Here is a 12,759-nt window from a genome sequence, read left to right as displayed (position 1 = left end):
TGTGGAAATCGATGCGCTGCAGATAAAAGCGCTACGACAACAACACCAATGGACCCAGCAACAACTTGCCGAACTATGCGGAGTTAGTCTGAGGACCATTCAGCGGGTAGAAAAAGAAGGTAACGCAGCCACAGAAACGGTGATGAGCCTGAGCGCAGTGTTTGAAGTACCACAGCGTTCCTTACTGGTAGTTCCCAAAGCTGACTCGTCGAGCTGGCAATCGATAAACATTGGCAAACAAACACTCAGTGTTCTGCTTGCTCTGTTGATAGGGATCCTTACCGGTGGTGCGTTAATGTACTGGTTGTTAAGCGCTTAACCGTACTTTTAATATTCATCCGGTACTGCGGGACCCGCGTAATTATCAAAGCGTGAAAACTGCCCCTGGAAGGTGAGCCTACAGGTACCGATGGGGCCGTTACGCTGCTTACCAATAATAATTTCAGCCACGCCTTTGTCTTCACTGTTTTCGTGATACACCTCATCACGATAAATAAACATGATTAAGTCGGCATCCTGCTCGATTGAGCCGGATTCCCGCAGGTCCGAGTTAACCGGACGTTTATCGGCCCGTTGTTCCAGGCTCCGGTTAAGCTGTGAAAGGGCGATAACAGGGATGTTCAGCTCTTTGGCCAGCGCTTTGAGTGAGCGTGAAATCTCCGCAATCTCCAGCGTACGGTTGTCGCTTAATGATGGTACCCGCATAAGCTGCAGGTAATCCACCATGATCATGCTTAGTCCGCCGCGCTCCCGGGCCAGCTTTCTGGCGCGGCTACGCACGTCCATGGGCGTCAGGCCGGAGGAGTCATCCACATAGATATTGTCTTTTTCTTTGAGCATCGCCATGGTGTTTGAAATACGCGCCCAGTCTTCATCGTCGAGCTGTGCGGTACGGATTTTAGTTTGATCCACCCGGCTGAGTGATGCCAGCATACGCATCATGATCTGTTCCGACGGCATCTCAAGGCTGAATACCAGTACCGGTTTGTCTTCCGCCAGCATGGCATTTTCCGCCAGGTTCATCGCGAAGGTGGTTTTACCCATTGAGGGACGGGCGGCAACAATAATCAGATCGGAAGGTTGCATACCACTGGTTTTTTTATCCAGATCGGAAAAACCGGTGGTTACCCCGGTGACTTCCCGGTTGTCTTTAATCAGCGCTTCAAGACGGTCGATGGTTTTACCCAGCACCGACTCAATACTCTGTGGCCCTTCTGAGGCACCAGTGCGCCGTTCCGCAATCTCAAACACCTTGCTCTCGGCCATATCCAGGATATCGGCGCTGTCGCGACCTTCCGGATTATAGCCCACTTCGGCGATTTCGTTGGCTACGCCAATCAGCTCCCGGGTGATAGCCCGTTCACGGATAATCTTTGCATAGGCGGTAACGTTGGCAGAACTTGGCGTATTGCGGGCCAGTTCACCTAAATAGGCAAAGCCACCTGCGTCTTCGAGCTGATCGTTGTTTTCGAGTAATTCTGACACGGTAATCAGGTCGACCGGCTGACTTTGCGCCAGCAAATCAAGGATCGCCTTAAATACTATTTGATGCGAGCGGTTATAAAACTCGGCATCTGTTACCAGCTCAGACACCTTATCCCAGGATTCCGGATCGATTAGCATACTACCCAGCACGGCCTGCTCAGCTTCTATGCTGTGCGGCGGCACCTTGAGTTTTTCTACGCTTTTATCGGAACTGGCCGGAACAACTTTCACCTGACGATATACCTGAATAATTTGCAAGGAGGTTATTATGCGATATTTAGCGCTAGCTTGCATCGTTTGTTAGGGGAAAATGATCCTTTATCATGGCGAAGCCTATATACTAAAGTTCAAAACCAAGGCCGTTCGCCAAACAGGAATGTCATGAAGATAACGTCATTGTTACTGCTAATTTCCGGGCTTATTTCAATCAGTGCGACTGCCAGTGAGACACTGGTAGCGCTGGAGAGTTACCCCGAGCCAGGCGCGTCGCGCCCGATGCCAGTGTTTAAAGTGGATGCCAGTTGGCCTGATTTGCCCGATACCTGGATTATTGGTCAGGTGCCGGGGCTGGCGGTGGATAAGGCCGACAACCTGTGGTTGTTGCACCGCCCCAACTCGCTGAGCCCACTTGATTTGGCACTCGAACAAACGCCGCCTACCGGCGTTTGCTGTGAAGCCGCTCCCCATGTGGTACAAATCTCTCCAACCGGACAAGTGAAAAACAGCTGGGGTGGCGAGTCCATCGCGCCGGAGATTGACGGGGTTAACCAGTGGCCTCAAACCGTACACGGCTTATTTGTAGACGATAACAATACGGTTTGGCTGGGCGGCAACGGCAAAGGCGATCACGTGGTACTGAATTTTACGGCGGAGGGTAAATTCATTCGCCAGTTTGGTACGCGTAACAGCACAGAAGGTAACCAGAGCAAACAATCGCTGGGCAACCCGGCGGATATTTATCACGATACCTTCACCAATGAAGTGGTTATCGCCGACGGCTATATCAATAAACGTATTATCGGTTTCAACACCATCGACAATGCGTTTTCACAATACTGGGGCGCTTATGCATCCATCCCTGGGGGTGGAACCCGCGCAGGCGATTTTGATGTATCCCAGGCCACCGCAGGGGCTGATAAAATCAACACCGATGCGCGCAACTTTGGCGATATCGTGCACTGCGTGACAAAGTCTGATAACGGCCTGATTTATGTGTGCGATCGGCGCAACAATCGCCTGCAGGTGTTTAGAAACGATGCCAACGGCAAGGCTGTTTTTGTGCGGGACTTAGTGATTGCTGGCGAAACCATGGGCCTTGGCACTGCCACCGATGTAGCCTTCTCACCGGACAACCAATACATGTATGTAGCCGATATGATGAACGGCCGTATCTGGGTACTCTGGCACGAGACCTATGAAGTGCTTGGCAGCTTTGGCCGCCCCGGCCGTTACCCCGGCCAGTTTACCTGGTTACACAGCGTGGTGGCCGACAGCCAGGGCAATCTCTACACCTCTGAAGTCTCGACCGGCCGACGGGTACAAAAACTGGTGCTGGTCACTCAGCAATAGTCGAAGCGGCGCCTGGTTACGGTGCCGCAGCAACCGGATAGTCACTTAATATACCGGCCAGTGACTTGTCACAATGGCTAAACGCATTATTCTCCGGCCGATAGGCAATCGACTCCACTCCGGTCATGCCCAGCAGCATATCGAAAACATTGTCATGGGAGATGGTTTGTGAGGCGAATTTTCCCTCACAATCCCGATTAACCCCGGCATAATCAGACTGCAGATTTTGCCAGAACAGCATCGGCACATGAGTTTGTGATTCAGGCGCCAGAGCGTAGGGAAAACCATGTAGATATAACCCTGACTCGCCCAGAGATTCGCCGTGATCAGAAACATATAAAAGCTGGGTGTTATCGATGCCACTGTGCTTCAATACCTCAATAATTTCACCTAAAACGTAATCGGTATAGGCAATCGTGTTATCGTAAGTATTAATCAGCGCCTCATTGCTGCAATTCTGAATATCACTTTGCTGGCAATCCGGTGTGAAACGCCTAAAGGTTGCAGGGTAGCGTTGATAGTATGTCGGGCCGTGCGAACCAATCATATGCAGTACCAGCAACTTGTTAGGGCGGTTTGAATGGGTGATATATTGTTTTACCGCAGTCACCAGTACGCTGTCGTAACAGGTGTCTTTATTGCACTCACCAGAGTCCTCATTCGGCTCTACAGTAAAGCTGGGTACGCGCTTACAAACCCCTTTACAACTGGAGTTATTATCAACCCAGGCAACCTCCACACCGGCTCGCTGAATAATATCCAGCGCGTTATCCTGATGCTCTGCGGTAAAGTGATCGTACTCATCACGGTTTAAGCGCGAAAACATACAGGGCACAGAAACTGCCGTAGCCGTGCCACATGAGGAGACCGAGCTAAAGTAATGCACCTTTTCACGATCCAGGTTAGGCGTAGTCTCCCGTGGATAGCCTTGTAACTGAAAATGATCTGCCCTGGCGGTTTCCCCCACCACCATTACTGTGAGCGTAGTTGAGTTGGCGACATAGGGGTTAAGCTGTGGAGCCGGATCGAGCATTTTAAACGGCGTAGGCTCAGTAAAGTAAGTATCACGCACATATTTATAGGTAGAGTCGTAAGCCGCTACCGGCGTAATGTATTTGGTCAGTTCCTTATGATTACGAAAAAACGCCGCATAGTCTTTATAAAACAGCGCAGCAATAGCAATAACGCCCAGCACCCCCAGTACATTCACGGCAAACACCGACACTACGCGCTGCTTAAACGTATCGCGAAACCGAATCCTCATCATTATTACCACAGGCACTAGCACGGCCAGTAACCCATAACCGATTACCGATAAGTTTACATAACTGAACGCCTCCTGCGAATTGGTTTCAAAAATATTGCGCAGCATTTCCTTATCAAACACAATGCCAAATGAAGACGTGGCATAACTCACCAGCGCAGCAAACGCAAAGTTAATCATTATGGCAAGTCGCAAGCCCACGACCAGTGACAACAAAGACGTTAGCAAGGTCATTACTATGACCATAAAAAGCGGAACACTCAGAGCAAACAGCACGTCATGTGCCGAGCTGATATTCACTCCGGACCAGAACATGGCCAGAAACGTTCGATTAAACAAAAAGATAGTCACCACACTAACCAGTAGTAACAAATGCACCGCTTTGCATTGGAACTTTGGAATAGCTGGCAATCGGAATACAGGTTGAGTTGTCATTATCATTCGCTTAATAGGGTTAAAAAGATTGTTTTACTTGCAGTCGCCACTGTCAGCTATCGACGTTTTCGCCATTACTGAGCGGGAAAGCCATATCCACATGGATAACATTGCGGTGACTGGAACGATTGGAATAAAACCTTGCCCCAAGCCCGGTACTGGCCAGCACACCGCCATCTTCGTTATCGCGGCTGCTCTCACCGGACCAGGCTTTCCCGGCATCAAAAAACGCCACCATGCCCATATCCAGCACGCGGTAAATATTAATTTTGGGGTAATAACGAAGTTCTACCGATGCCTTAGCCCGGTCATCTCCATGCTGATATTGCAGCGGATAACCCCGTACGCCACTCTCACCACCAAGGGTAACCGGCAGGTCATAAAACGGATGCTGGCTTATCGACAACAAGCCAGAAGTGTAAAACGCGAACTTGCTGCTCAAGCGGTCAAAGTATTCGCCATGGAGACTGGCACTAAAATAATCGTCTTCCAGCACGCCAAGCGTGGCTGACAAATCAGCGCCCAACAGTAACAAACTGCTATCCCACAGGTATCCCCGCGATACGGAGCTATTAAGGTGCATCCCCATTGAACTGTCCGGGGAATGAGTCTCGTAGCCGAGCTTTACCTTTGCCGACCATCCCAAATTGATATCTTCGTTCTGGTTAGTCAGGTAAATATCCTGCAGAACCTTAAAATCATTTTGCAGATATTCGTACTCCACCCAGGGATACACAAAACGGCGTTCCATCGGAATGACCTGACGGAACCCGGTCTCAATACCGTCCTCTGGTTGTGCAAATTTATCCAATTGGTCGGTGACGCCGAAGGTCAGCCGATGCAAATCGTCACCTTCACGCTCTAACAGAAATCCGTAAGCCAGATCGTACTGATGACCTTCATGTTCAAACACATTACGGGTGCCGCCATTCTGGAAAATTTCATCCACGCGTTTGAACGACAAATAGTTAGCCAGGAAGCGATTTTCGGTTGAGAGCTGATAAAAAGGCTTATCAAACTGAAATTGCACAATGCTGCCATCGTCGTTGTCTTCAACATCCAGCAAGACGTTGCTATGCGGGATAAATGAGATGGGTGCACGAGTAACAAAACGAAAGCCCGAGCGCTGCTCATCACTTTTGTATTCAACACTGGCGTGTATGCCGCGACCAAAGAGATTATCGTCCTTAAATCCCACTTCGAAGCGGTTTTTACCGCCTTTACGGCCAAAACTCAACGACGGCAACAACGACCAATTATCCCAGGTTTCCACCTGAATTCTGGCCATATCGTCAATGTTGCAGGTATCAATATAGGTGACTCTCGCATCACGAATATACATCTCACGACGAATGATCCGCTCAGCTTCGGCGAGCTGTTCAGGGGTTACTTGCTGGCCTTTTTTAAAGGGCAGGCGTTCAGCGATGACATCAGCATTGGTAGTAATATGGAAACGATTAGCCAGACGATGAAGAAACCCGGTACCTGCTTTAGACTCGTCAAAAATATCCTGGCTGTTAATAACAATTTCAGCCACCTTTTGCGGTTGTTCGTGAGGAGCATCCGCGCCGCAGCCTTCATCAGAGAATAACTCGTCACCAACAGCGTTGTGACTGAACAGGCCACAAACAACGAAGGCAGTACAAAGCCGATAATTATGTATAGAACGTTGCATAAACCTTACCGCGCAATGGGCAACAAATTTTAGTTGCTCTGAGGATAAGATGATTTATGCCATAGGATTATTAAGTCAGACTTAACACAGTTACCGGGTCAGCACTGGCTCGGGGTGAGTACAACTCCGCCTGTTGCAGCATACTGTCGATCAATACGCGGACCTTACGCGGAATATACTGACGGTCTGAATACAGCATCTGCACAGGTTTCTCCGGTGCTTGCCATGTAGGTAACAGGCGGGTTAGTCCGGCATCTGCCAGATTTTTTGGCAGCATGTAATCAGGCATCAGGCGCACTCCCATGCCTCGCTTTATGGCTTTTAATAAGGTGCTCATTTCATCAACCACCAGGCGGCAGCTAATATCAATAACAAACAGCTCGCCATTTTGATGGGTCAGTTGCCATGCAGAAAGGCTTCGGGCTGCGAGTAAGGGGAGTTGATGCAATTCATCAGGATGCGATATTTCAGGTAACCTGGTCAGCAGTTCTGTCGCCGCAACTAATGACTAGGTCGACGAAAATAAAGTTCGTACCACCCAGTCCTGGACGCCCTGATTGCCTATCCGAAAAGCCACATCAATGCCTTCCTGCTTCAGGTCTATTTGCTTATTAACCAAATTCAGTTTGAGGGCGATATTTGGATAAGCATCCATAAAGCAGAAAAACCAGTTATCCAGCACCGGCGCCAGCCTGACCAACGGTGCCGGCGATTACTTCATTGCTTTCAGTACCGCTGAAGCCCTGCGCCGAAGAAGCTATTTATAACAGTTTACTGATGGCCGAAGAGGTAGACGGCCATCGAGGCAAAGCCCATGCTTTGCCCATCGATAAAGTTAAAGCGCTGCTTAGCCAGTAACCCGCTAAAACTTTAACCGCTTCACTTCATGTGCACTTTACCGCCTATCATCTTGAAGGCGGGCACGCCACGAATAAGGGTTTCCCGGGCAAATTCCTGACCACATCCCGGGCACCGGCAAGGTGTTGCGGTGTGATCTTCAACAATTCGCTCTTTAAAGCATTTCACCAGCGTACCTTTACCGCCCTTGCGGTACTTAAAAAGCGGAGTTTTACACTGTAAACAGCCTATCTGGACGGTTTTTACCGGCCCTTTTTTATTCGGTTTTGCCATGAAATTACGCAGTGGTTAACAGGCCGGTCAGGGTAACAAATATTTCCATTGAGGTCCCGGGGCACATTTCTTTCCGTAGTACCCGCCCCTAGCCGGTATCTCCTTAACAGCCTGACTACCTTTAAATGTTCTTTTGGATGAGTAAGACTATTAGGGAGATACCGGATAGATACTGCGTATCTTTCGGTATGACGGCAAAAGAGAGCCCGGATGATTTCTTACGAAATCTCCGGGGTGAATGAGCGACAGCGTCGCTCATTCATTTAGCTACCGTTACGCGACCGTTTACTGTGGAGACTCTTACCCGGCTATTGCCGTTGCCCTCGGTGAAATCTATCCACTGGCCCGGGCCGTATTTGGCCTTGCTGACTTTACTATCGTTGATGTGATTACGAATGCTACCGCCTGCATGCGCTTCCAGTTCAAAACGGGCCGACACATCGCCACTGAAGCTCAACGTAATGCTCCCCCCCACGGTATCAACTTCCACATCGGCATTATCCGCCAGGCTCATCGATACCCGCGCATCGCCGTTCACTGAGGTCATCTCCAGATCGTCTACCTCAACCAGCTCCAGGGATGAATCACCGTTCACCGTTTCTACGCTCACTTCGCGGCTATTGCTGCGCACATCAATTTTACCGTTAACACTCACTACCTCGAGCGGTTCTGTGCTGTCGTGATCCACTTCAATGTCGCCGTTAACCGCTTCAACAGTCAGCATGCTGGTAATTCCTTTAAGTTCGATATCACCGTTTACTGATTCAACGTTAACCTTGCCACCCAGATTACGGCCCTCAATATCACCGTTGACCACTTCAATGGATGTTCCGCCCTGCGGCCCTTCTATTTTTACATTCGCATTAACCGTTTCATAGGCAAAGCGGCTGCCTACTGGCACATAAACGGTTAGATTGTCCTTCGCTTCGTCTTTATCTTCCCAGCGATAGTGATTTTTTTTAACCTCTACATCAATTACCACGGAATTACCGCGTTTTTCGAAGGTAAACTCCTCAGTCAGCTCACCCAAAGTACCGGTGATTCTGACCTGATTTTTATCCCAGGTTTTAATGTCGGCCTTGCCATATACGTGTTCCATTTCCACAAAGGGCTTGCTGTCGGTATCCAGCACCCGATCGATTTTTTCCTGCGCAAAAGCATTTGCAGATAGCAGTGCGCCAGCTATTGCTGCGCCCCAGCAAAGTTTCTTCAAACATTGTGTAGTCGTTAAAGATTGCATAATTCACCTATTAAATTTGTTGCCATTTGGGCGCGTGCACTCGCTCAATAAGGTCAATCTGTTGTTGATACACGCTTTGCAGCATTCGCAAGAGCGCCATGTTATTCGGATCGTTTTTTAAAGCGGCCTTTATTGCATCAGCTGCCGACTCAAGTTCAGCCAGTTGCCCCTGCCAGTTATCAGCCACGGCGTTTTGGTCGCGGTAAGCCACCAGTAATGAAGCCTTCTGCGATTCAAATTGTTTACTCATCTGGGCAACCACGGTTGGATTGGTAGAGCCAACCGGTTGATGACCACCGTTCATAAACAGCCACACCAGTACTGCCGGTAAAACCAAGCCAGCTGCAGCCGCCAGCGGCCATCTGGAACGCGCCGGTTTTGCGGGCGTATCGTGGGTAATGGCCAGTTCGATGCCCTGCCATAAATCCCGTGATGGCTTAATATCCTCGGGCAGCTTGTCGAGTTGTTGCTTTAAATTGTCCGGATGATTATTCACTGCCTTCTCCCAACCATTCCTCTAATAATGTTCTGGCCCGGTGATACTGGGCCTTACTGGTACCGGTGGCCATGTTGAGCATGCGGCCAATTTCCTCATGCCGATACCCTTCCACCGCGTGCAGCACAAACACCAGCCGCGCCCGCTCCGGTAATCTCACAATACATTTGTCCAGTTGCGTAAGGTCGGTTGCCGGTTCAGCCAGTAATTGCTGCTCCGTTTCCGGCTCCATAGAAAACACCCGTTTTAACCACCCTCTTTGCTTGCGCAGATAGCTAATGGTGATGTTGGCAGTTACGCTATGGAGCCAGGTGGCAAACTGGCTCTTGCCTGAAAAATTGCCTAACTTCTGCCATACCTGCACAAACACTTCCTGGGTAGCATCTTCTGCCATCGCAGCATCGCCGGTTAACCGATAGCTCAACGCATACACCTTGCCTACAAACCGGTCGTACAATTGCCTGTAGGCAACCATATCACCCTGCTGTGCCGCTTCAATTTGCTGCTGCAGTTGATGTTGGGTAAATGCCGCCTCGGCATTTACTACATTTCCCTGTTCTATCGTCATACTGAGTGTGTCTGCTTACTTATCATTAGTGTTGTCAAAAGCTTTGTCGCCCGGTTGAACCGAAAGGTTTAAATGCCGAATATAAATGACTGTATTTTTTTCACTAAGCCGTTCTGCCGGCTGAAGTATTGCCACCAATTTCGCTATACTGGTTTACGTCTGGATACTGCCACAGCCATTTATAAGGAACCATTATGCAAGTAGCCGCGTTATATGCCGGGAAACCCGCGCCGCTCGGGCCAAGAAAAGCGCTTTCAGCCATCTGTAAACAGCCGGCTTATTTTCTTACCGTTCATCACGACAGAACCGACGAAGACACCCAGGCCAATAAGCGCTTACATGGCGGCCCGGAAAAAGTGCTTCATCAGTACAGTCTGGCAGGTTACGAGTTAATAAAGCAACACTATCCGGCCCTGGCTGGGCAGACCATAGCCGGCAGCATTGGTGAAAACCTTACGGTTGAGGGCATGACCGATGAAACTGTAATGATTGGTGATATCTACGCCTTTGGTGAAGTCGTTGTACAAGTAGGAGCCCCGCGCGCGCCCTGTAATAAAATTAACCACCGTTTTAACACACCTAATCTCGATCGCTTTACTGGCAACCACGGCATTACCGGCTGGTATTACCGGGTTTTGCGAACCGGCATTATTCATACCGGCGATAGCGTTGCTCTTGAAAGCAGGCAAGCGAAAACGGTTAGCGTCGGCGAGCTGATGCGCAGCGTTTACAACCCTGACTATTTTGCCAGAGCCAGCGATTATGTTGGCCTTGAGGTGCTGGATGCTGAGTGGCGCGACAAGTGTGAAAAAGCCATGGCTAAAGCCGGGCGCTGATCCCCTGGCACTGCCAAGCAAACTGGCAGCAGTATTTTGTTACGGCACATTGCTGCTGCCGCGCTACCAACGCCACTTATTTGGCCGCAAGTTCACCGCCTCACCCGCAGTTTTGCACGGTTGGCGCTTGCGCATGGGCTACGATGGCTATCGGCTTATTCAGCCTTCGCCGCACCAAAGCGTACGCGGCTCACTCCTCTGGCTCACCCCTGAACAACTCAAAGCGGCAGACAACTGGGAGGACATCCCCTACTACCGGCGGGAAAGGGTTTGTCTGCGCTCACGCAACAAAGCCATCCAGACCTGGGTTTACACCCGCCGGCAAGGTAAAGGCCGCTCCTGTCCGGAGTTACTCTATACTACCCACACCAGTGCCCCTCTGGTGCTTCGCCGTTATCGTCATCTCTTTCAGGCTTAACCGCCTCACGCACTGTACATTAATTCATCACAAAGGTGGCAAATACCCCGGTTTGTGTGTTTAATTATTAACCACAACACAGAAAAGTCGGAGGCAACATGGATGTAGAAACGATGATAGACGAGATACTGGTTAAAGAAGGCGGCTATGTGAACCATCCGGCAGATCGCGGCGGCCCCACTAATTTCGGCATTACCCAAAAAACCCTCTCCCGCTACCTGGAAGTGGCCGTTACAGCTGATATGGTAAAAGCACTGGATGTGGAAACCGCCAGAGACATCTACGAGCTCAATTATTACCGCGTGCCACGCATCGATAAACTTCCGCCGCCTATCCAGCCTTTCCTGTTCGACAGTGCAGTAAATCACGGGCCGCGGCGAGCCATCAAATTTTTACAGGAAGTCTGTAATGACGCAGGTTATGGCCCGTTAGTGGTAGATGGCCTTATGGGACCTAAAAGTAAAGCCCAGGCCTATGCGTGTTTACAGGAACTGGGCGACTGGATGATCGTCGCACTGGTTGAAGAGCGCCAGATGTTTTACGCCGATATTGTCACCAATGACGCCAGTCAGAATGGTTTTCTTAAAGGCTGGCTGGCCAGAGCCAGAAGTTTCTTACCTGATTACCGCGTGGCATAAGGCAGAACCATTATGAGCAAACTATTCGAAAACCCCATCTCGGCAATCACCGACTCCGTATCCAAAGGTGTGGAGACCGTCGCCGGCGTATTTACGTCTAACAAGGAAAAAGACGCACAACGTTCCGCCGACGAACAAATGGCGCTGTTAAAAACTTATCAGGCCGAGTTTAATGCCCGCCAAAACCGCACCTGGGCAGATTCACTGGCCGATGCATTTAACCGCCTTATCCGGCCCATGATAGTGTCACTGATCCTGTTCATTTTTGTGATCGCTTATTTTTCGCCTACCCACCTTGCCGAGATAACCCTGGCCTTAAGTTCAATACCCGACGGCTACTGGACCTTACTAAGCGTGATTATTGCCTTTTATTTCGGTGGCAGAATGCAGCTTAAAAGCCAGCAGTTTAAGTTTAGTGAGACCCAGGCCCAGGCAGTTAAAGCACTGATAGAAACCAAAGCAGAATTCAGAAAGCTGGAAATGAATAATGATGAGCCCGACAAAGTGTTTGGCGATACGTTGGCGAAAGAGTCCGATTTTGATACCTCCCGGGCTAATCAGGTTAACCCTGTGGTGGAGGCAGCGCTGATCCACGTTAAGGAAGACGGCGCACCCAACGCAGAAGATAGCCAGAGCAGAAAGGCCTTGCAGGCGAAGATCGCCGAGATGCAACAGGAAGATGAACAGCAGGTGATATCGCGGCGCCGATTTGGCCCGCGAAAACTGGGCCGTCGCTAGAAAGTATTATTACAATCGAGTAGGAGGGAGTTTTACAACTCCCGTCCTCTCACACCACCGGGCATACGGTTCCGTACCACGGCGGTTCATATTAACACTGGAACTGTCGGTGACACTCCAGCAGTGATACCAGCCCCATTTTATCGAACCACCCTTTTCTGAAGGCCTGATTCATATGGCTAGCCCCCGCATTCCACCATGCACCTCGTTGGTTTGTCGCTGACCACCATGCCCGACTCTCGCTAAGGCCTGCTTTCATCAGATTA

The 12,759-nt window shown here is 50.0% G+C and carries 15 protein-coding genes and 1 pseudogene; 7 read left to right on the top strand and 9 right to left on the bottom strand.

All coding sequences use genetic code 11. The features are described 5' to 3' along the window. Position 1: 1 nt before the first annotated feature. Positions 2-319 carry a helix-turn-helix domain-containing protein gene (locus tag C6Y40_RS14020; RefSeq protein WP_105935135.1) on the top strand — a complete coding sequence of 106 codons (318 nt, stop codon included), beginning with the start codon at positions 2-4 and terminating at the stop codon, positions 317-319. 8 nt (positions 320-327) lie between these two features. Here C6Y40_RS14020 and dnaB read toward each other — a convergent pair whose 3' ends face one another. After that, a complete protein-coding gene (gene dnaB / locus C6Y40_RS14015) occupies positions 328-1,716 on the bottom strand; it encodes a replicative DNA helicase (protein WP_105935178.1) in 1,389 nt (462 codons plus the stop codon). A gap of 150 nt (positions 1,717-1,866) precedes the next feature. On the opposite strand from dnaB, the gene C6Y40_RS14010 reads away from it, so the two are divergent. Beyond that, positions 1,867-3,054, top strand: coding sequence for an NHL repeat-containing protein (locus tag C6Y40_RS14010; protein WP_105935134.1), 1,188 nt, complete (start codon positions 1,867-1,869; stop codon positions 3,052-3,054). Positions 3,055-3,070: 16 nt separating this feature from the next. On the opposite strand, the gene C6Y40_RS14005 is transcribed toward C6Y40_RS14010, so the two are convergent. The 4 genes and pseudogenes from C6Y40_RS14005 to C6Y40_RS24790 form a co-directional block, all read right to left on the bottom strand. Then, positions 3,071-4,753: a phosphoethanolamine transferase gene (locus C6Y40_RS14005; RefSeq protein ID WP_105935133.1), complete on the bottom strand. Its 1,683-nt coding sequence runs from the start codon at positions 4,751-4,753 to the stop codon at positions 3,071-3,073. Positions 4,754-4,805: 52 nt separating this feature from the next. After that, positions 4,806-6,428 (bottom strand): BamA/TamA family outer membrane protein, encoded by a 1,623-nt coding sequence (locus tag C6Y40_RS14000; RefSeq protein WP_105935132.1) that lies wholly within the window; start codon positions 6,426-6,428, stop codon positions 4,806-4,808. Positions 6,429-6,498: 70 nt separating this feature from the next. Next, positions 6,499-6,921 (bottom strand): annotated as a pseudogene (locus tag C6Y40_RS13995) (LysR substrate-binding domain-containing protein); the annotation flags it as partial. Positions 6,922-6,936: 15 nt separating this feature from the next. Further along, positions 6,937-7,083, bottom strand: coding sequence for a type 2 periplasmic-binding domain-containing protein (locus C6Y40_RS24790; protein WP_170308498.1), 147 nt, complete (start codon positions 7,081-7,083; stop codon positions 6,937-6,939). A gap of 47 nt (positions 7,084-7,130) precedes the next feature. Between C6Y40_RS24790 and C6Y40_RS24785 the strand changes: the two genes are divergently transcribed. Continuing rightward, on the top strand, positions 7,131-7,286 hold the full coding sequence (locus tag C6Y40_RS24785; RefSeq protein ID WP_170308497.1) for a hypothetical protein: 156 nt from the start codon (positions 7,131-7,133) through the stop codon (positions 7,284-7,286). Between the two features lie 21 nt (positions 7,287-7,307). Here C6Y40_RS24785 and C6Y40_RS13985 read toward each other — a convergent pair whose 3' ends face one another. The 4 genes from C6Y40_RS13985 to C6Y40_RS13970 form a co-directional block, all read right to left on the bottom strand. After that, positions 7,308-7,559 carry a hypothetical protein gene (locus C6Y40_RS13985; protein WP_105935129.1) on the bottom strand — a complete coding sequence of 84 codons (252 nt, stop codon included), beginning with the start codon at positions 7,557-7,559 and terminating at the stop codon, positions 7,308-7,310. A 259-nt stretch (positions 7,560-7,818) separates the two neighbouring features. Further along, positions 7,819-8,799, bottom strand: a complete 981-nt coding sequence (locus tag C6Y40_RS13980; RefSeq protein WP_105935128.1) for a DUF4097 family beta strand repeat-containing protein — start codon at positions 8,797-8,799, stop codon at positions 7,819-7,821. Positions 8,800-8,809: 10 nt separating this feature from the next. Continuing rightward, positions 8,810-9,295, bottom strand: a complete 486-nt coding sequence (locus C6Y40_RS13975; RefSeq protein WP_105935127.1) for a hypothetical protein — start codon at positions 9,293-9,295, stop codon at positions 8,810-8,812. Beyond that, positions 9,288-9,863, bottom strand: coding sequence for an RNA polymerase sigma factor (locus C6Y40_RS13970; RefSeq protein WP_105935126.1), 576 nt, complete (start codon positions 9,861-9,863; stop codon positions 9,288-9,290). The genes C6Y40_RS13975 and C6Y40_RS13970 overlap by 8 nt, the downstream gene beginning before the upstream one ends. A gap of 194 nt (positions 9,864-10,057) precedes the next feature. On the opposite strand from C6Y40_RS13970, the gene C6Y40_RS13965 reads away from it, so the two are divergent. The 4 genes from C6Y40_RS13965 (at position 10,058) to C6Y40_RS13950 (ending at position 12,493) form a co-directional block, all read left to right on the top strand. Further along, positions 10,058-10,699: an MOSC domain-containing protein gene (locus tag C6Y40_RS13965; protein WP_105935125.1), complete on the top strand. Its 642-nt coding sequence runs from the start codon at positions 10,058-10,060 to the stop codon at positions 10,697-10,699. Further along, positions 10,668-11,117 carry a gamma-glutamylcyclotransferase family protein gene (locus C6Y40_RS13960; protein WP_170308496.1) on the top strand — a complete coding sequence of 150 codons (450 nt, stop codon included), beginning with the start codon at positions 10,668-10,670 and terminating at the stop codon, positions 11,115-11,117. The genes C6Y40_RS13965 and C6Y40_RS13960 overlap by 32 nt, the downstream gene beginning before the upstream one ends. Positions 11,118-11,215: 98 nt before the next feature. Next, on the top strand, positions 11,216-11,755 hold the full coding sequence (locus C6Y40_RS13955) for a glycoside hydrolase family 108 protein (protein WP_105935123.1): 540 nt from the start codon (positions 11,216-11,218) through the stop codon (positions 11,753-11,755). Positions 11,756-11,767: 12 nt separating this feature from the next. Then, a complete protein-coding gene (locus tag C6Y40_RS13950; RefSeq protein WP_105935122.1) occupies positions 11,768-12,493 on the top strand; it encodes a 3TM-type holin in 726 nt (241 codons plus the stop codon). Positions 12,494-12,759: the final 266 nt, after the last annotated feature.

The organism is Marisediminitalea alba (genome assembly GCF_002993365.1).
GTDB lineage: Bacteria > Pseudomonadota > Gammaproteobacteria > Enterobacterales > Alteromonadaceae > Alteromonas > Alteromonas alba.
This window is presented reverse-complemented; position numbering and strand designations above follow the sequence as displayed.

Bases quoted from the DNA above. Each gene is read 5' to 3' on its own strand.
- C6Y40_RS13950 (WP_105935122.1), top strand. From the start codon at position 11,768: ATGAGCAAACTATTCGAAAACCCCATCTCGGCAATCACCGACTCCGTA.
- C6Y40_RS14010 (WP_105935134.1), top strand. From the start codon at position 1,867: ATGAAGATAACGTCATTGTTACTGCTAATTTCCGGGCTTATTTCAATC.
- C6Y40_RS13965 (WP_105935125.1), top strand. From the start codon at position 10,058: ATGCAAGTAGCCGCGTTATATGCCGGGAAACCCGCGCCGCTCGGGCCA.
- C6Y40_RS24790 (WP_170308498.1), bottom strand. From the start codon at position 7,083: ATGGATGCTTATCCAAATATCGCCCTCAAACTGAATTTGGTTAATAAG.
- C6Y40_RS13980 (WP_105935128.1), bottom strand. From the start codon at position 8,799: ATGCAATCTTTAACGACTACACAATGTTTGAAGAAACTTTGCTGGGGC.
- C6Y40_RS14000 (WP_105935132.1), bottom strand. From the start codon at position 6,428: ATGCAACGTTCTATACATAATTATCGGCTTTGTACTGCCTTCGTTGTT.
- C6Y40_RS13970 (WP_105935126.1), bottom strand. From the start codon at position 9,863: ATGACGATAGAACAGGGAAATGTAGTAAATGCCGAGGCGGCATTTACC.
- C6Y40_RS13985 (WP_105935129.1), bottom strand. From the start codon at position 7,559: ATGGCAAAACCGAATAAAAAAGGGCCGGTAAAAACCGTCCAGATAGGC.
- C6Y40_RS14005 (WP_105935133.1), bottom strand. From the start codon at position 4,753: ATGACAACTCAACCTGTATTCCGATTGCCAGCTATTCCAAAGTTCCAA.
- C6Y40_RS13955 (WP_105935123.1), top strand. From the start codon at position 11,216: ATGGATGTAGAAACGATGATAGACGAGATACTGGTTAAAGAAGGCGGC.